Origin of the sequence: Promicromonospora sp. NPDC052451 (genome assembly GCF_044547525.1) — a bacterium.
GTDB lineage: Bacteria > Actinomycetota > Actinomycetes > Actinomycetales > Cellulomonadaceae > Promicromonospora.
This window is the reverse complement of the sequence record NZ_JBIUAP010000007.1, coordinates 35,468-51,861: the sequence shown is the minus strand read 5'-3', so window position 1 is coordinate 51,861 and position 16,394 is coordinate 35,468. Positions and strand designations below refer to the sequence as shown.

At 73.5% G+C, this 16,394-nt stretch carries 15 protein-coding genes; 6 read left to right on the top strand and 9 right to left on the bottom strand.

Annotation, left to right across the window (positions count from 1 at the left end; translation table 11 throughout):
- Positions 1-44: 44 nt before the first annotated feature.
- Together ACIG47_RS13980 and ACIG47_RS13975 are read right to left on the bottom strand one after the other, a co-directional pair.
- A complete protein-coding gene (locus tag ACIG47_RS13980) occupies positions 45-1,046 on the bottom strand; it encodes an LD-carboxypeptidase (RefSeq protein ID WP_397431463.1) in 1,002 nt (333 codons plus the stop codon).
- A gap of 73 nt (positions 1,047-1,119) precedes the next feature.
- On the bottom strand, positions 1,120-2,544 hold the full coding sequence (locus tag ACIG47_RS13975; RefSeq protein ID WP_397431462.1) for an XdhC family protein: 1,425 nt from the start codon (positions 2,542-2,544) through the stop codon (positions 1,120-1,122).
- Positions 2,545-2,843: 299 nt separating this feature from the next.
- Between ACIG47_RS13975 and ACIG47_RS13970 the strand changes: the two genes are divergently transcribed.
- Positions 2,844-3,332, top strand: a complete 489-nt coding sequence (locus ACIG47_RS13970; protein WP_397414159.1) for a dsRBD fold-containing protein — start codon at positions 2,844-2,846, stop codon at positions 3,330-3,332.
- A 500-nt stretch (positions 3,333-3,832) separates the two neighbouring features.
- On the opposite strand, the gene ACIG47_RS13965 is transcribed toward ACIG47_RS13970, so the two are convergent.
- Positions 3,833-4,477, bottom strand: a complete 645-nt coding sequence (locus tag ACIG47_RS13965; RefSeq protein WP_397431461.1) for a hypothetical protein — start codon at positions 4,475-4,477, stop codon at positions 3,833-3,835.
- 88 nt (positions 4,478-4,565) lie between these two features.
- Between ACIG47_RS13965 and glp the strand changes: the two genes are divergently transcribed.
- On the top strand, positions 4,566-5,804 hold the full coding sequence (gene glp, locus ACIG47_RS13960; protein ID WP_397431460.1) for a gephyrin-like molybdotransferase Glp: 1,239 nt from the start codon (positions 4,566-4,568) through the stop codon (positions 5,802-5,804).
- The gene (locus ACIG47_RS13955) at positions 5,792-6,271 is read left to right on the top strand and encodes a molybdenum cofactor biosynthesis protein MoaE (RefSeq protein WP_397431459.1); all 480 of its coding nucleotides are present in this window, start codon (positions 5,792-5,794) and stop codon (positions 6,269-6,271) included. Before glp ends, ACIG47_RS13955 begins: the two co-directional genes overlap by 13 nt.
- Here the strand turns inward: ACIG47_RS13955 and ACIG47_RS13950 are convergent.
- The 5 genes from ACIG47_RS13950 to moaA form a co-directional block, all read right to left on the bottom strand.
- Positions 6,237-7,661, bottom strand: a complete 1,425-nt coding sequence (locus ACIG47_RS13950) for a glycosyltransferase family 4 protein (RefSeq protein ID WP_397431457.1) — start codon at positions 7,659-7,661, stop codon at positions 6,237-6,239. The two genes, ACIG47_RS13955 and ACIG47_RS13950, sit on opposite strands and share 35 nt — an antisense overlap.
- A gap of 119 nt (positions 7,662-7,780) precedes the next feature.
- Entirely contained in the window at positions 7,781-9,163 is a 1,383-nt protein-coding gene (locus tag ACIG47_RS13945; protein ID WP_397431455.1) for an ABC transporter substrate-binding protein, read from the bottom strand.
- A gap of 71 nt (positions 9,164-9,234) precedes the next feature.
- Positions 9,235-10,101, bottom strand: a complete 867-nt coding sequence (locus ACIG47_RS13940) for a carbohydrate ABC transporter permease (RefSeq protein ID WP_397431454.1) — start codon at positions 10,099-10,101, stop codon at positions 9,235-9,237.
- Positions 10,098-11,078, bottom strand: coding sequence for a carbohydrate ABC transporter permease (locus tag ACIG47_RS13935; protein WP_397431453.1), 981 nt, complete (start codon positions 11,076-11,078; stop codon positions 10,098-10,100). Before ACIG47_RS13935 ends, ACIG47_RS13940 begins: the two co-directional genes overlap by 4 nt.
- A gap of 140 nt (positions 11,079-11,218) precedes the next feature.
- On the bottom strand, positions 11,219-12,349 hold the full coding sequence (moaA, locus tag ACIG47_RS13930) for a GTP 3',8-cyclase MoaA (RefSeq protein ID WP_397414144.1): 1,131 nt from the start codon (positions 12,347-12,349) through the stop codon (positions 11,219-11,221).
- 101 nt (positions 12,350-12,450) lie between these two features.
- On the opposite strand from moaA, the gene ACIG47_RS13925 reads away from it, so the two are divergent.
- Positions 12,451-13,353 carry a ketopantoate reductase family protein gene (locus ACIG47_RS13925; RefSeq protein ID WP_397431452.1) on the top strand — a complete coding sequence of 301 codons (903 nt, stop codon included), beginning with the start codon at positions 12,451-12,453 and terminating at the stop codon, positions 13,351-13,353.
- A 79-nt stretch (positions 13,354-13,432) separates the two neighbouring features.
- Here ACIG47_RS13925 and ACIG47_RS13920 read toward each other — a convergent pair whose 3' ends face one another.
- The gene (locus tag ACIG47_RS13920; protein WP_397414139.1) at positions 13,433-13,816 is read right to left on the bottom strand and encodes a universal stress protein; all 384 of its coding nucleotides are present in this window, start codon (positions 13,814-13,816) and stop codon (positions 13,433-13,435) included.
- 189 nt (positions 13,817-14,005) lie between these two features.
- Between ACIG47_RS13920 and ACIG47_RS13915 the strand changes: the two genes are divergently transcribed.
- Complete coding sequence (locus ACIG47_RS13915) at positions 14,006-15,130, top strand: SPFH domain-containing protein (protein WP_397431450.1); 1,125 nt, start codon at positions 14,006-14,008, stop codon at positions 15,128-15,130.
- A 2-nt stretch (positions 15,131-15,132) separates the two neighbouring features.
- The gene (locus tag ACIG47_RS13910) at positions 15,133-16,320 is read left to right on the top strand and encodes a hypothetical protein (RefSeq protein ID WP_397431449.1); all 1,188 of its coding nucleotides are present in this window, start codon (positions 15,133-15,135) and stop codon (positions 16,318-16,320) included.
- The last annotated feature ends 74 nt before the right edge of the window (positions 16,321-16,394 follow it).

Below are 16,394 nucleotides of genomic sequence, written 5' to 3'. Positions count from 1 at the left end.
TTTCCGGGTTCGCCGACGGCGGACGCCGCCCCGGGACCACGAGGTCAGTGGCGGGTGATCGTCAGCGTTGCCTCGTCCGGGCCGACGGCGACCTCCGCCGTGCCGCCCACCGGGAGGGTGAGCAGCGGGCTGGTGTGCCCGAAGTCCACGCCCGCCAGGACCGGCTTGCCGCGCAGGGCGGGCTGACGCGCGACGATCTCGTCGAGCGCCTCGCGCGTCACGCCGGAGCTCGCCTGGAACCGGCCGATCACCAGGCCGGTGACGCCGTCCGCGCCCGGCTGCTGGAGCAGGGCCGTGAGGTGGCGGGCCACGTGGGCGGCGTCGGACTCGAAGTCGTCCTCTAGGAACAGGAGTGCGCCGTCCAGCGAGGGCAGGTACGGGGTGCCGTGCAGCAGCGCCAGCGTGCTCAGGTTGCCGCCGACGACCCGGCCCGCGGCTCGCCCCGGCCGCAGCGGCCACCAGCCCTCGTTCGGTACGGGCGTGCGGGCGTCCTGGTCGGCGAACCACAGGTCGTCGGTCCAGGCGGCCGAGGGCTTCACGACGATCGGGGCGTCGTCGGTCACGGCCGCGCGGAACCAGTCCCCGGTGGGCTCGAAGTGGTCGCGCATGCCCCAGCTCGACCAGTGCGGTCCGGAGTACGTGACCAGACCGGTGCGCGCGAGGATCGCGTTCTGCAGCGCGGTGATGTCCGAGTAGCCGCAGAAGACCTTCGGGTTCGCCGCGATCAGGTCGAAGTCCAGGTACGGCAGCAGCTCGTTGCTGTTGAAGCCGCCGATCACGGTCAGGATCCCCGCCACGGACGGGTCGGCGAACGCGGCGTGCAGGTCCGCGACGCGGTGCTCGACGGTGCTGCTGCGGAACTGGTCGTCCTCGTCCACGTGCTCACCGAACGTGAGCGTGAGCCCCATGGCGGCGAACCGCTCGTCGATCCACCGGGTGTTGTCGTGCTCCATGACCATGGTCCGGGACCGCGCGGGAGCGATCACCCGGAGGGTGTCGCCACGGCGGAGCCTGGGCGGGACGACGGTCTCTACGTGCTCTGGCATGGCTGCAGCCTAGGACGGTGGTGGCCGTGCGGGCTGCGAGGTCCGCTGCGCAGGTCGGGCCAGGACCGACAGGTCACCCGTGGATCGGGCCGTGGGTCTCGCGCAGCGGTCTGGCCGAGGCGCCCGAGCGGGTCGCGATCATCTCGGCCGCGATCGCGACCGCCGTCTCGTCTGGGGTGCGGGCGCCCAGGTCGAGGCCGATCGGGCTGCGAAGTCTTGCCAGCGCCTCGGGCGGTACGCCGTCGTCGATCAGGCGGGCCTCGCGGTCCGCGTGCGCACGGCGGGAGCCCATCGCGCCCACGTATGTGCCGGCGGGCAGACCGGTGAGCGCGGTGCGCAGCAGCGGCACGTCGAACTTCGGGTCGTGGGTGAGCACGCAGACGGCGTCGCGCCCGGACACGCGCCCGGCCTCGATCTCGGCGGTGAGGTAGCGGTGCGGCCAGTCCACGACCAGCTCGTCCGCCTCCGGGAAGCGCTGTGCCGTGGTGAAGATCGGGCGCGCGTCACAGACCGTGACGTGGTAGCCCAGCAGCCGTCCGGCGCGGGTCATCGCGGCGGCGAAGTCGATGGCACCGAATACGAGCAGGCGCGGGCGGGGTGCGAACACCTGGAGGAAGACCTGCGTCCCGGTACCCGTGCGCTCGCCGTGCGGTCCGTACTCCCGCAGCGTGGAGAGGCCCGCCGTGATCTGCCCGACGGCGTCCGCGGCGACGGCGGCGTCGAGGCCCGCGTTGCCTAGCCCTGTGTTGCCGAGTTCTGCGGCGTCGAGTTCCGTGTTGCCGAGTTCTGCTGGGTCCAGCTCTGTGTTGCCGAGCCCCGCATTACTGCGTCCTGCATTGCCGCGTCCTGCATTGCCGCGTCCTGCGTCGTCCAGCCCTGCGGCGTCTAGCTCTGTGTTGCCGAGTCCTGCGTCGCCCAGCCTTGCGTCGCCCAGGCTGGGCGCAGGCGCGGGTCCGGGCGGGAACCTCGGACCGGGGCCGGCGCTGGCGCCGGGTTCGGCTGGTGCGGCCTCGAGGACGATCAGGTGCCGACCCACCGTCGTACCGCCCGGTGCGGCCACGACCGTGGCCAGGCAGACGCCGCCGCCGGCTGCCGCGTCAGCGTGGGTGCTCGTCGCGGCGTCGCTACCCGGCGTCGTGCGTCCGATCGCCCGCCGCGCGAACGCATCGAAGTCCGGCCAGGCGGCACGGGAGAGCGGCGCGACGAAGAGCTCGATGGTCCCGCCGCAGGTCAGACCGACGTCGAAAGCCGCCTCGTCGGACACGCCGTAGCGGACCAGTGCGGGGCGGCCGGTCTCGGCGACCTCCAGGCACACGTCGTACACCGCGCCCTCGACGCATCCGCCGGACACGGAGCCGATCACCTCGCCGCCCGGTCCGACGGCCATCGCGGCGCCCGGTTCACGTGGCGCCGACCGGAACGTGCGCACCACCGTGGCGACGGCGGCGCGCTCGCCGGTGCGCCACCAGTCCAGCAGCTGCGGCAGCAGATCCAGCACGCGGCGCACCTCCTTCCGATCACGAGCCCGGCACCCGTGTACGCCCGTTCGGCGCTCGCGTACGCTCGCTCGGCACTCGCGTCCGTCCGCCCGGCACGTTCGGCACGCGCGTCCGTCCGCCCGGCACGCCGAGCCCGTTCCGGCCCGCTGTCGGAAGCCGCCGGGCACCTCTCCGTCAGCGTCCCACTTCTTCGTCACGGCCGGGAGTCGCCCGCGTGACAGCCGCATCAAACGATCACCTGACGCACCGGCCCGAACGGAGCGATGATGGAAGTACCGCAACGACGCGAGGAGGACCCATGAAGGCAGCAGTGGGCGACCGGATAGTGACGGCCTCGGGAGTGGTCGGCGGCGCGGTGCGTGACGGCGTGGTGACCGAGTGCCCCCACGACGACGGGTCGCCGCCGTACCGGGTCAGGTGGTCCGACACGGGCGAGGAGACGCTCGTCTTCCCGGGCGCGGACACGATCGTCGATCCGGGCGCACCGACCGGGAGCACGACGGCGGAGCCCGCTCACCCGGGGCGCGCGCTCACCTGGGACGTGCGGATCACCGTGGTCGAGTCCGGGGACAGCACCACGGCGGAGGCGATGGTGATGAACGGCCCGCCGGAGTCGCTGCGCGGCGTCGGGCACGCGCGGAAGGCGCCCCAGGATCCCGAGGTGCCGATGATCGGCGACGAGATCGCGGCGGGCCGGGCGTTGCGGCGGCTCGCGGACCGGCTGCTCGCGGTCGCCGAGAGCGACGTCTCGGCGGCAGTGGGGCACAAGGCGCACCTGCACCGGTAGGTGCGGCCCCGGTGGGCGATGCGGTCGCAGATCCAGGAGCGGGCCGTGCGTCGGGGCGGTTCGGTGTGGTGGCTTCGGTCAGATGCATCTGCGCCGGCTGCGTGTTCGGTCCCTTGCCGCGAGATCGGCCCGGCGGTGGGCCGATCTCGCGGCAAGGGACCGAACATCGCGGTCCGAGCCGGGCAGGTGACCGAAGACGCCCCCCTCGGTCGGCCGCACACCAGGCGGTGGTCACATCGGCCTGGTCGCACATCGGCCTGGTCGCACATCGGCCTGGTCGCACATCAGCCCGGTCACACATCAGCCCGGTCACACATCAGGCGGGCCGCGGACCACTTATCAGGCCGGTCACGTCAGCGGGGTCCACGTCCGCCGGGTCCACGTCCGCCGGGCTCACGTCCGCCGGGCTCACATCAGCTGGACCGGGCGGACCCACACCAGCCACTCCCACCCCCGCCACCCGCACCACCCCCGGCGCACCCGCCACACCAACCCCAGCCCTACGGCTGCACCAGGATCCCCGAGGCGTCCAGCGCCCCGCGCACCTCGGCGTCGAGCCAGGGCTCGATGCCCTCCCACGTGGTGCGCCAGGAGATCCCCGTGACCTGGCTGCCGTCGGGGAACCGCTCGATGTAGTCCGCCTGGAGCACTCCGAACGCGTCGCACCAGAACGCGTTGGCGGGCACGCCGTCCAGGAGCTGGTCGATGCGCATCGCCGACGTCGAGATGCCGTCCGGCAGCACCAGCGGTTGCGTGTCGGTGCGGACGAGCAGCGCGTGCTGCGCGCGCGTGGGGTCCGCGTCGTCGAGCTGCGTGTACTCGACCCACGCGCCCACCGACGCGAGCTCCAGCACCAGCAGGTACCGGGCGAAGGACGGCACGCCGTCCCCGACGCCGGGCGGCAGCTCGGAGCGCTCGAACGCGACGTCCACGCCCCCGGGTTCGCGCTGCAGCGAGTAGCGCACCCAGTGGCGGATGTCCCCGTCGTACTCCACGCGCTGCCGGGCTCGCAGCACCACGTCGGGCGTGGGCCGCATGGCGAGCACGGAGTCCAGCACCCGCAGCCCGTCGTGGGTCTGCGCGTCGCGGCGCACCAGCGCGCCGTCGGGGGTGGTCCCGTTGTTGCTCAGCGCGTGGATGTGCATGGTCGATTCTTGCGTCACGTCCGGCTCCCGCGCCAGAGCGGGACGTGCCGGTGCGGAGGCTCGCGTGGTGCCGGGATAGGTTGCGGACATGGGTGATCGCGTGGACGTGGAACAGCATCGGGCCGACGTCGCGGAGCTTCTCGCGCCGCTCGCCGAACGTCCCGTCGAGGAGGTGCCGGTCGGTCCCGACGTGCTGGGGCGTGTCCTGGCGCAGGACGTCACGGCACCCGGCGCGCTGCCCCGCTTCCGCAACTCGCAGATGGACGGGTTCGCGGTGCGCGCCGCGGACGTCGCCCCGGCCGCCCCGGGCACGCCCGTCACCCTGCCCGTGGTGGGCGACGTCGCCGCCGCGCCGGGTGAACCGGAACCGCTGGAACCCGGCACCGCGGTGCGCATCATGACGGGCGCCCCCGTGCCCGACGGTGCCGACGCCGTGGTCCCGGTGGAGGACACCGACCACCACACCTTCAACGGGGCGGCCGGCACCCCCGCGGCGACCGTCGCGGTGACCCGGTCGCGTGCCGTCGGCGAGTTCGTGCGGGAGCCCGGGTCCGACGTCGCGGCCGGCGCCGTCGTGCTGCGCGCGGGCACCGTGCTGGCGCCGCACCACGTGGCCGCGGCGGCCGCGTGCGGCATCACCCGGCTGCCCGTCCTGGTGCCCGTGTCGGTCGCGGTCGTGTCCACGGGGAGCGAGCTGGTCCCGCCGGACGCCGAACCCGGTCCGGGCCAGATCTGGGACGCCAACGGGCCCGCGCTGGAGGCCGCCGTGCGCGCCGCCGGGGCCCGGGTGGGTCTGCGCGTGAGCGTCCCGGACGAGCCGGAGATCGTGCGCGTCGCGCTGGAGCGCGCGGCGGCGTCGTGCGACCTCGTGCTGACGACCGGGGGCGTGAGCCAGGGAGCCTACGAGGTGGTCAAGGACGCCCTGCCCGAGGTGACGTTCCGTTCCGTGGCCATGCAGCCCGGGGGACCGCAGGGCCTCGGCCGGGTCGGCGGCCGTCCGGTGCTCGCCTTCCCCGGCAACCCGGTGAGCGCCCAGGTCTCGTTCGTGGTCTTCCTGCGCGACCTCCTGCGCCGGGCCGGGGGCCTGCCGCCCGTGGACCGGGTGCCCGCGGTGCTCGACGGCGCCGTCGGCTCTCCGGCCGGTCGTCGTCAGCTCCTGCGCGGGCGGTGGGTGCACGAGACGGGCGCGGCTCCGCGGGTCGCCGTCGTCGGCGGGCCGGGTTCGCACCTGGTGGCCTCGATGGCGGCGGCGGACGTGCTGATCGACGTGCCCGCGGCCGCGACTACGCTCGACCCGGGTGCGGAGGTGACCACATGGCCGCTGTGACGCCGCACGCTGGCCCCGCCGAGGGCCCGGAGGACGAAGGAGCGCTGGTGGACGAGGTAGTGCGCGTGACCGAGGACGTGCTGGACGAGACCATCGGGCGGGCCGTCGAGGCCGCCGTGGCGGCGCCCGAGTGCGGGGCCGTGGTCACGTTCCGTGGTGTGGTCCGGGACGAGGACGGCGGCCGGGACGTCACCAGCCTCGACTACGAGGCGCACCCCGACGCGAGCGCCGTGCTGCGCCAGGTGTGCGCCGCGGTGTCCGCCGAGACGGGTCTGCGCGTCGCCGCGGCGCACCGGTACGGGCACCTGGAGATCGGCGACGTCGCGCTCGTGGCGGCGGCGTCCGCCGGTCACCGCAAGGAGGCGTTCGAGGCGTGCTCGCTGCTGGTCGAGCGGATCAAGGCCGAGGTGCCGATCTGGAAGAAGCAGCAGTTCACCGACGGCGAGTCCGAGTGGGTCGGTCTCTAGCGATCCCGCGGACCCGGGTCACGGCGCGGCGGACCGTGCCGGGCACGTCGTCGGGCAGCAGCTCCGGGAGCCGCGCCGGGTGCATGCGCTGACCGAGGTCGCGGGCCGAGCGGAACGTCAGGCTGGGCTTGCGCACCGGCCGGGTCAGGCCGGGCAGGTGGAAGGCCGGCAGGCTCGGCAGGTGCAGGTTCGGCCGGGTCAGGCCGGACCGGGTCAGGCCGGGCAGGGTGATGCTGGGCAGCGTGATGGTGGGCATGGTCAGGCTCGGCATGCTCAGGGACGGCAGGCCGCCGCCCGGCAGCCGCTGGATCCCGCGGACCCAGATGCGCTCCCGCACGGGTGGGGGCGGCACGTCGAGCCGGTCGTGGAACGCCTCGGCGCAGGCCTGCCACGAGTAGAGCTCGGCGTACCGCCGGGCCTGTGCGCGTGAGCACTTCAGCGCGGTGAGGCACGCGGCCCGCAGGTCCTCGTCGACGGCGCCCGCACCCGAACCCGGGACGAGGTCGCGGGGCCCGGGCGCGTCGAAGCCGGCCACCGGCGTGCCGGACGCCATCGCCTCCAGGATGACGAGCCCGAACGTGTCGGTGCGGCTCGGGAACACGAGCACGTCGGCGTCGGCGAAGTGCCGGGCGAGGTCGTCGCCCGACCGGCGGCCCCGGAAGTGTGCCTCCGGGTAGGCGGCCTGAAGGGCGGCGCGGGCGGGTCCGTCGCCCACCACCACCTTCGGCCCCGGCAGGTCCAGGTCGAGGAACGCCTCGACGTTCTTCTCCACGGCGAGCCGTCCCACGTAGAGGAAGACGGGTCCGGTCAGGTCCCGGTAGACGCCGGACTCCCGGTCGGCCGCCCGGTGCCGGGGGTGGAACTGCTCGGTGTCCACGCCGAGGCTCCAGGGCGTGACGTTGGGGATGCGCCACCGGGTGAGCTGTTCGCGCATGGTCGCCGTAGTGACCAGCACGGCGCCGGACTTGTCGTGGAACCTGCGCACGTAGCGGTAGCCGGCCCACAGCGGGATCCACGACCAGCGTGCGGTCACGTACTCGGGGAACCGGGTGTGGTAGCTGGTGGTGAACGGGAAGCCGAAGTGGTCGCACACGGCGCGGGCGTACCAGCCGAGCGGACCCTCGGTGGCGATGTGCACGGCGTCGGGCGCGAACTCCAGGAAGCGGCGTTCCACGTCGTCGCGCGCCATGATCGGCACGCGGATCTCGGAGTAGGTGATCAGCGGGAGGGTCCGGTAGCCGTCCCAGGGCGTGACCACCTCGACGGCGCAGCCCATCCGGCGCAGCTCGGTGACCGTGCGGGCCAGGGCCGTGGCGACGCCGTTCACCTGCGGTTCCCAGGCGTCGGTCACGATCATGATGCGTCGCGGCCGTGCGGTCGCTGTAGTCACGGGCGAGATTCAACCATGTTCTCGGGGGTGTGCCGCTCACGACGGCGCGGCTCGTGGTCCGTGCCACGAGCCGCGCGCGACGTGCCGGTCCTGTCAGTCCTGGCTGGCGGTCCGGGGCGTCAGTCCTGGGCGTCGAGGTAGGGCTCGACGTTCTCGGTGTACGCCGTCTCGATGCGCGGCGTGATCTCCTCGAACGCGGAGGCGGGGTCGGCGCCCTCGATGACGATCTGCTCCAGCGCCTCGTTGAGCAGCGCGTCGGCGCCGGGCACGAAGACGCGCACGTCGTCCTGCACGCGGGCCTTGTCGGCGAGCTGGTCCACGGCGGTGCGGAACTGCGGCGTCGCCTCGTAGGTCGCCTTCATGGTGTCGCTCTCCACCGCGGACGTGCGCACGGGCATGTAGCCGGTGCTCTGCGAGAAGGTGGCGGTGTTCTCGGTGTTCGTGAGGAACTCCAGGAACATCGCGGCCGCGAGCTGCTCCTCTGGCGTCTTGGACGACGGGATGGCCAGGCCGGTGCCGCCGGTCGGGGTGCCGCCGCCCTGCGGTCCGTCGGGCAGGTAGGCCGTGCCGACCTCGAACGTCGCGGCGTCGAGCGCGCCCTTCAGCGAGCCGGTCGAGCCGATCGTGGAGGCGATGAGGCCGGACGAGAAGTCGGCCATGGCGTCGTCGGCCGACAGGGTGGCCACGCCGGACTCGTGGAAGAGGTCGTGCACGAACTGGCCGCCCGCGACCGCCTCGGGCGTGTCGAGGGTGAGCTCGAAGCCGTCCGAGTAGGCGCCGCCCTGGCCCCAGATCATGTTCTCGAACCACCAGGCGCCCCACGACGGGCCGGTCGACAGGCCGAACGTCGAGCCCTTCGCGGGCACCTCCTTCTTCAGGGCGGCGTTCCACTCCTCGAGCTCGGCCCAGGTCTCCGGGCCGCGGTCGGGCAGGCCGGCGGCCTCCCACAGGTCCTTGTTGTAGTAGAACAGCGGCGTCGAGCGTGCGTACGGCACGGCCCAGTGCTGGTCGTCGTACTCGTAGTCGGAGTACAGGGCGGGCTGGAAGTCGGCGGAGTCGGCGTCCAGGAACTCCAGGACGTCGTCGACCGGCATGATCTGGTCGTTCAGGTGGTAGCGGAACCACCACACGTCCGAGGCGATGACCAGGTCGGGCAGCTCGTCCGTCTGCGACGCGGCCTGGAAGCGCTGGGCGACCTCGTCGTAGTCGGCGCCCGCGGTCACCAGCTTCACGCGGATGCCGGTCTCGTCCTCGAACTCGTCGATGAACTGCTGCTCGACCTCCTGCGACTCGCCCGGGTGGTTGCTCCACCAGGTGATCTCCTGGGCCGGCTCGACCTGCGACCAGTCGACGGCCTCGGCGGAGGCGTCGGACGATCCGCCGGTCGCGCCGAGGCTCGGGCCGGCGCACCCGGCTGCGGTCAGGGCGGTCAGCGCGGCGAGCGCGGTGACGACGGCGGTACGCGGACGCCGGACGGCGGCGCGGACGGGACGGTGGGACACGGTGTGCTCCTTGGTGTTCGCGCGCCCCGGTCCGGGGCGCGTTCGGGAGTGAGACAGGACGGGGGCGCGGGTCAGCCGGTGACGGCGCCCGCGGTGAGGCCGGCGACGAGCCGGCGCTGCAGCACCAGGAAGACGAGCAGGACGGGGAGCGTCGCCAGGACGGTCGCCGCGAGCAGCACGCCCCAGTTGGTCATGCCGTCGCTGTTCTGCAGCAGCGTGAGCCCGACGGGCAGCGTCATCGTGGAGGGGTTGTCGACCACGAGGAACGGCCACAGGTAGTCGTTCCACTCGGTCACCACGGACACCAGCGCCACCGCGGCGAGCGTGGGGGTGCTCATGGGCACCACGAACCGCCACAGCCTGCGCCAGTGGCCGGCGCCGTCGAGCTCCGCCGCCTCCAGGACGGACCGGGGCAGCGTGAGGAAGTGCTGACGGAACAGGAACGTGCCGAACGCGCTGGCCAGGCCGGGCACGAGGATGCCCTGGTAGGTGTTCAGCCAGCCCAGGCTCGCCACGAGGGTGTAGTTGGGGATGATCGTGATCTGCGGCGGGATCATCAGGGTCACGATCACCAGCCCGAACGCGACGCGCTTGAACGGGAAGTCCAGGAAGACCAGCGCGTACGCGCAGCACAGGCCGAGCGCCACCTTGAGACCGGCGCCGGCGACCGTCAGGCCGATGCTGTTGACCAGCAGCCGCCCGAGCGGCACGGTCTCCGCGGCCTGCACGTAGCTGTCGAGGTCCGGCCGGGCGGGAAGCCACTGGAGCGGCACCTGGTACAGCTCGTCGGGGGCCTTGAGGCTCGCGAGCGCCAGCCACAGCAGCGGCGCCCCGAGCACCACGGTCGCCAGGATCATCGTGACGTAGCCGCCCACCGGGGGAGCGGGGCGTCGTCGGGCCACCGGGGCGGCGGGGCCCGGGTGCGGCACGGCGGTCATGCGTAGTGCACCTTCCGCTGGACGAACTGCAGCTGCACGGCCGTGACCGCCAGCAGCACGAGGAACAGGATCGTGGCGACGGCGGAGGCGTAGCCCGCGCGGCCGTTGACGAAGCTCTCCACGTAGATCGAGTACATGAGCGTGGTGGTGGAGCCGAGCGGGCCGCCCTGGGTCATCGCCTTGATGATGTCGAAGGACTGGAGCGAGCTGAGCAGCATCGTCACGAGCAGGAAGAACGTGGTGGGGGTGAGCAGCGGCAGCACCACGGAGCGCAGCGTGCGGGCGGCGGACGCGCCGTCGAGCGCCGCGGCGTCCTTGAGGTCCTGCGGCACCGCCTGCAGGCCGGCGAGGTAGATGAGGGCGACGTACCCGAGGTTCTTCCACAGGTAGACGACGATCACCATGACCAGGGGCCACGGCCGGCCGGTGTACCACTGGGGCGAGGCGACGCCGAACCAGCCGAGCAGCTCCTGCACGAGCCCGTAGCGGGGGTCGAACATGAACAGCCAGAGGATGCCGACGGCGAACCCGCTCAGCACGTAGGGCGCGAAGGCGACCGTGCGGGCGAGGCCGCGGCCCCGGAGCCGCCGGTCCAGGAGCAGGGCCAGGCCGAGGCCCAGGACCAGGGCGCCGCCGACGGTCGCGACCGTGAAGACCACGGTCGTGGTGACGATCCGGCCGGTGGTGGGCGCGGTGAACCACTCGACGTAGTTGCCGAGGCCCACGAACCGCGCGGTGGGTGAGCCGAGGTTCCACTGGAGGGTCGAGAGGTAGAGGCTCTCGACCAGCGGCCGGTACACGAAGACGAGCAGGAGGGCGAGGTTCGGGCCGGCGAGCAGCACGGCCCACAGGAGGGCGGTGCGCCGGCGCCGTGCGCCGAGGCGGCCGGGGCGCGGGCTCCGTGGCCCGGCCGCGGAGCCGCGGGTCGGCCGGGTGCCCGGTTCCTCCGGCGCCCGGGGCGTCGCGATGGTGGTCACGGCGGCGAGCCTAGGAAGCCCGCCGGGCGTTATGTTCTGTTTTGTCCCCGGCGGGGGCGAGGCTTCGGGCAACGTACATCCGGCGGTCCCCGAGGGGTCACCTGGGACCGCCGCCCGTCACCTGCGGGACATGTCCGGCGTCAGCCGCCGATGGCTCCCATGCTGCGGCGGGTGTCCGCGAAGGCGTCCGCGGCCAGCTCGACCGCGTCGCTGCCGTGCGCGCGCGGCTTGGCCCACATCGCGGCACGCCAGGCGTCGCCGACCTCCTCGTCGCTCGCGCCCGCCCGGAGCAGCGCCTTGAGGTCGGTCTCCTCGTTGCCGAACAGGCAGGACCGGACCGTGCCCTCGGCGGTCAGCCGGGTGCGGTCGCACGCCCCGCAGAACGACCGGGTCACCGACGCGATGACGCCCACGGTCGCCGGGCCGTCGTCGACCAGCCACTCCTCGGCCGGGGCCGACGGGTCCTCGCGACCCGCCGGGGTCAGCGTGAAGCGCTGCCCCAGCACCTCCAGCAGGTCGGCGGCGCTCACCACATCGTCGCGCGTCCAGCGCCCGTCGGCGTCCAGCGGCATCTCCTCGATGAACCGCAGCGCGCAGCCGTGCTCCACCGCCCAGGCGAGCAGGTCGGCCGCGCCCGCCAGCGTCTCCGGCAGCAGCACGGCATTGATCTTGACCGGCGCCAGGCCCGCGGCGAGGGCAGCGCGGATGCCCGTGAGCACGTCGTCCAGGCGGTCGCGCCGGGTCAGCGTGGCGAACGCCTGCCGGTCCACGGTGTCGAGGGAGACGTTGACCCGGTCGAGCCCGGCCGCGACCAGGGCGTCGACCCGCTTGTCCAGGCCGAGGGCGTTGGAGGTCATGGCGATGCGGACCCGCTCGGGCGGCGTGCCGCCGGTCGCGAGCGCGGCCATGCCCTCGTCCGCCGCCTCGCGTGCGGCGCCGATGATCTGCTCCAGGTCCCGCCGCATCAGCGGCTCGCCGCCCGTGAACCGGATGTCGCGGATACCGAGGTCACGTACCCCGATGCCGACCAGGCGGCCGATCTCGCCGGGCGTCATGAGCTCGTCGCGCGGCACGAGCGGGAGCCCTTCGGCCGGCATGCAGTAGGTGCAGCGCAGGGAGCACGCGGTGGTGATCGAGACGCGCAGGTCGCGCGCCACGCGCCCGTACCGGTCGACCAGCAGCGGGGTGTCGGGTCGCGGCCGGCCGGCCGGGGTGGCGGCTCGCCGGGGCACGCCCCGTACCGACGGGATCCCGAGCGTGACTGCTGTCATGTGCCGAGACTAGTCCAGAGCCCCGGCCGTCCGGCCAGACCGTCATGAGTTCGTCAGGTGACGAGCGCCGTCCGTCGCCCGCCCCCACCTACGATGTGGCCATGACTGACACCCTGATCGCCGTCGTCGGCCCCGGTGCGATCGGCGGCCTGGTGGCCGCGATGCTCCAGCGCGCGGGGCACGACGTCGTCGTGGTCGCCCGCGAGCGGACCGCCCGGCAGGTCACTGAGCACGGCATGGACGTGGTCACGGACGAGTTCGGCTCCTGGCACGCGCCGCTCGCCGCGGTCACCGAGGTGCCGCACGGCGCCCGGGTGGTCGTGGCGGTCAAGGCCGAGGGCGTCTCCGACGCCGCCCGCCTGCTCGTCGGCACCGCGCCCACCGAGGTGCTGTCCCTGCTCAACGGCCTGGACCACCTGGTCGCGCTCCGCGAGGCGCTGCCGGGCGTGCGCGTGGTGGGGGCCACCATCGCGGGCGAGACGCTGCGCACCGGTGCGGGCGGCTTCGGTCCGGCGCTGGTGCGGCACCGCGGCACGCTCCTGCGCACGGTGGTGCCGGACGACGCCGCCGCGCTCGGCGTCGTGACCGCGCTGCGCGACACCCCGATCGAGGTGGTGACCGGTGGCACCGAGGCCGAGGTGCTGTGGAAGAAGCTCCGCTTCCTGGCGCCCCTCGCGCTGCTGACCTCCACGTGGGCGACGGGCATCGGGGAGGCGCTGACCCGCGACCCCGGGCTGACCGCGGGGCTGCTCGCCGAGATCGCCGCGACCGCCACCGCAGAAGGGGTGCCCACCACGGGGGAGGACCTGCGCGGCATCCTGGACGGCTTCCCGCCCCCGATGCGCTCCTCGCTCCAGGCGGACGTCGAGGCGGGCCGGGAGGGCGAGCTCGACGCGATCGGCGGGGCGGTGGGCCGCCGGGCGGCTGCGCACGGCATCGCGACGCCGGTGCTCGACGACGTCGTCGGCCGGATCACCGCACGGGCGGCGCAGCCTCAGGCGTAGCCGGACGACGCCTGAGCCTGCGGTTCGCTCCGGGCGGTACGCCTCGTTCCTCGGCGCTCCGCCCACGCTCACCTCCGGCTCAGGCGTAGCTGGCCTTGACCACCAGCACGGGCGCGGGGGAGTCGAGCAGCACCTGCTGCGTGGTCGAGCCCACCAGGAACGTGCCCACGGTGGAGTGCTTGCGCGAGCCGATGACCACGAGGTCCGCGGAGACGGCCTCCGCCTGGTCCACGATCGCGTCGGCCACCTCGGTCTGCTCGGGACGGAACGCGATCGGACCGAGGGTGACGGTGCTGGGCACCGCGTCGAGCAGGTGGGCCAGCGCGGCCGGGACCTGCGTGCCGGCCTGCGGCGTGAGGACGAGCACGGCCAGCTCCTGCCGGCGTCGTGCCGCCTCGCTGACGGCCGCGCGCACGGCGGCCTCACCCTGGGGTGACTCGTTGTACGCCACGAGGACGGTCATCGGCCCTTGCACCTCCGGACAGGTTCGCCGGGTTGTCACCCTGCGGTGAAACTCTCTCACACGTCCGGGGTCGCGGCAGCGGCCGGATGCCAGGTCACGGTCCCGTCACCTTTCGTACCGCCCCGTACCCGGCGCTTGTATCGTCCAGGTGTCCGCGGCGCGCGGACGGACGAGGCGAGGGAGTGCGGCATGGGCCTGCTGGACAAGATCAAGGGCGAGCTCGTCGACATCGTCGAGTGGCTCGACGACACGCGGGACACGATCGTGTGGCGGTTCCCCCGCTACGAGAACGAGATCAAGATGGGCGCGCGGCTCGTCGTCCGCGAGTCCCAGACCGCGGTCTTCGTCAACGAGGGCACCATCGCCGACGTGTTCGAGCCCGGCACCTACACCCTGGAGACCCAGAACCTCCCGGTGCTGTCCACCCTGAAGGGCTGGAAGCACGGCTTCCACTCGCCGTTCAAGGCCGAGGTGTACTTCGTCAGCACCCGCCAGTTCACCGACCTGAAGTGGGGCACCAAGAACCCCGTCATGATGCGGGACCCGGAGCTCGGGATGGTGCGCGTGCGGGCCTTCGGCGCGTTCTCCGCCAAGGTCTCCGACCCGCAGCTGCTGCTGCGCGAGCTGGTCGGCACCGACCCGCAGTTCCGCACCGACGAGGTGCACGAATACCTGCGCCAGAACGTGGTGAGCCACTTCGCGAGCGTGCTCTCGTCGTCCGGCATCCCCGTCATCGAGGTCGCCGCGCACCACGGCGACCTCGGTGACCAGCTCGCCGCCCGGCTCACCGAGGAGCTGTCGACCGACCTCGGCATCGCCGTGCCGAAGTTCGTCGTCGAGAACGTCTCGCTGCCGCCCGAGGTCGAGGAGGCCCTCGACAAGCGCACCTCGATGGGCATCGTCTCGTCCGGCACCGTGGGCAGCATGGCCGCGTTCCAGCAGTTCCAGGCCGGCCAGGCGATGGAGGCCGCTGCTGACGGCGGTGGTGGCGCGGGCGCCGTCATCGGCATGGGGCTGGGCCAGGCGGTCGGCAACGCGATCGTGCCGCCCGCCCAGCCCGCCGCGCCGTCCGCCCCGGCCGCCGCCGCACCCGCCGGCCCGCCGCCCCTGCCGGGCGGCTGGTTCCTGGGCAACGGCGGCACCCAGACCGGCCCGTTCGACGACGCCGCCCTCGCCGCGCAGGCCGCCGCGGGCACCCTCACGGCGAGCACGCTGATCTGGCGTGCGGGCATGGCGGGCTGGGAGCCGGCGTCGTCCGTGCCCGACGTGGCCAGGCACCTGGGCGCGACGCCGCCCCCGCTGCCGCAGGCCTGACGATGGTCGAGCTGACCGAGGGCGGCCCCGTCGCCCACCGCGCCTACCCGTGCGAGCAGTGCGGGGCCACCGTCGAGTTCTCCGCCGGTACGGGCACGCTCACCTGCCCGTACTGCGGCCACACGCAGCAGGTCGCCGCCGTCGTCCGCGAGGTGCGCGAGCACGACTTCGCGGCGCTCGCGGCGCGGACGCGCCCCGTGGCGCCCGCCACGCAGGACTACCGGTGCGGCACCTGCGGTGCGGTCACCACCAGCGACCACCTGTCGCAGAAGTGCGGGTTCTGCGGGTCGCCCATGGTCGCGGAGGTCGAGGGCCTCGGCCTGGTCGAGCCGGAGGCCGTGCTGCCGTTCGAGGTGGACCGAGACGCCATGCAGGGCGCCTTGCGGACGTGGGTGCGCTCGCGGTGGTTCGCGCCGTCGGCCCTGAAGAAGGTGGTCTCCGCCGAGCAGGCGCACGGCGTCTACCTGCCGCACTGGACGTTCGACGCGCGGACCCGCTCCGACTACACGGGCCAGCGGGGCGAGCACTACTGGGTCACCGAGACCTACACGACCACCGACTCCGAGGGCCGCAGCCAGACGCAGACCCGGCAGGTGCAGAAGACCCGCTGGTACCCGGCCGCGGGCACCGTGGCGCGCGACTTCGACGACGTGCTGGTCGCCGGGACCGGCCGGGTCATGCCCGAGCACCTGGCGAGGCTCAGCCCGTGGCCGCTGGGCCAGGCCCGGCCCTACCAGCCCGACTACCTCGCCGGCTACGAGACGCTGCGGTACGACGTCGAGCCCGAGGCCGGGCTGGAGGTCGCCAAGGGCGAGATGGCGCCCGTCATCGAGAACGACTGCGAGCGCGACATAGGCGGCGACGTGCAGCGCGTGCACCAGGTGCACACCAGCTACTCGGCGGTGACGTACAAGCTCCTGCTGCTGCCGGTGTGGATCGCGACCTACCTGTACGCGGGCAAGCCCTTCCAGGTGCTGGTCAACGCGCGCACGGCGGAGGTCGTGGGCCAGCGTCCCTGGTCGGCCTGGAAGATCACCCTCACGGTCCTGGCGGCGCTCCTCCTGGTGGGCGCGGTCGTGTGGGCCGTCGTGGCCGCGCAGGACGGCGGCGCCGCCGTCTCAACAGCGGCGTCCCTCGGCGGTCCGGGCGTCCGTGAGAGCCTGGGAGCCTGGACCGGCCCGGGCAGGTAGGCAGCGGACGAGGAACCGCCCGGCGGCCCTGTCCGTTGGTTGACGCAGACGACGACCGCGAGGAGACCTTCAGC

Bases quoted from the DNA above. Each gene is read 5' to 3' on its own strand.
- ACIG47_RS13940 (WP_397431454.1), bottom strand. From the start codon at position 10,101: ATGACCGCCGTGCCGCACCCGGGCCCCGCCGCCCCGGTGGCCCGACGA.
- glp (WP_397431460.1), top strand. From the start codon at position 4,566: ATGGGTGATCGCGTGGACGTGGAACAGCATCGGGCCGACGTCGCGGAG.
- ACIG47_RS13970 (WP_397414159.1), top strand. From the start codon at position 2,844: ATGAAGGCAGCAGTGGGCGACCGGATAGTGACGGCCTCGGGAGTGGTC.
- ACIG47_RS13955 (WP_397431459.1), top strand. From the start codon at position 5,792: ATGGCCGCTGTGACGCCGCACGCTGGCCCCGCCGAGGGCCCGGAGGAC.
- ACIG47_RS13920 (WP_397414139.1), bottom strand. From the start codon at position 13,816: ATGACCGTCCTCGTGGCGTACAACGAGTCACCCCAGGGTGAGGCCGCC.
- moaA (WP_397414144.1), bottom strand. From the start codon at position 12,349: ATGACAGCAGTCACGCTCGGGATCCCGTCGGTACGGGGCGTGCCCCGG.
- ACIG47_RS13910 (WP_397431449.1), top strand. From the start codon at position 15,133: ATGGTCGAGCTGACCGAGGGCGGCCCCGTCGCCCACCGCGCCTACCCG.
- ACIG47_RS13980 (WP_397431463.1), bottom strand. From the start codon at position 1,046: ATGCCAGAGCACGTAGAGACCGTCGTCCCGCCCAGGCTCCGCCGTGGC.
- ACIG47_RS13915 (WP_397431450.1), top strand. From the start codon at position 14,006: ATGGGCCTGCTGGACAAGATCAAGGGCGAGCTCGTCGACATCGTCGAG.
- ACIG47_RS13965 (WP_397431461.1), bottom strand. From the start codon at position 4,477: ATGCACATCCACGCGCTGAGCAACAACGGGACCACCCCCGACGGCGCG.
- ACIG47_RS13925 (WP_397431452.1), top strand. From the start codon at position 12,451: ATGACTGACACCCTGATCGCCGTCGTCGGCCCCGGTGCGATCGGCGGC.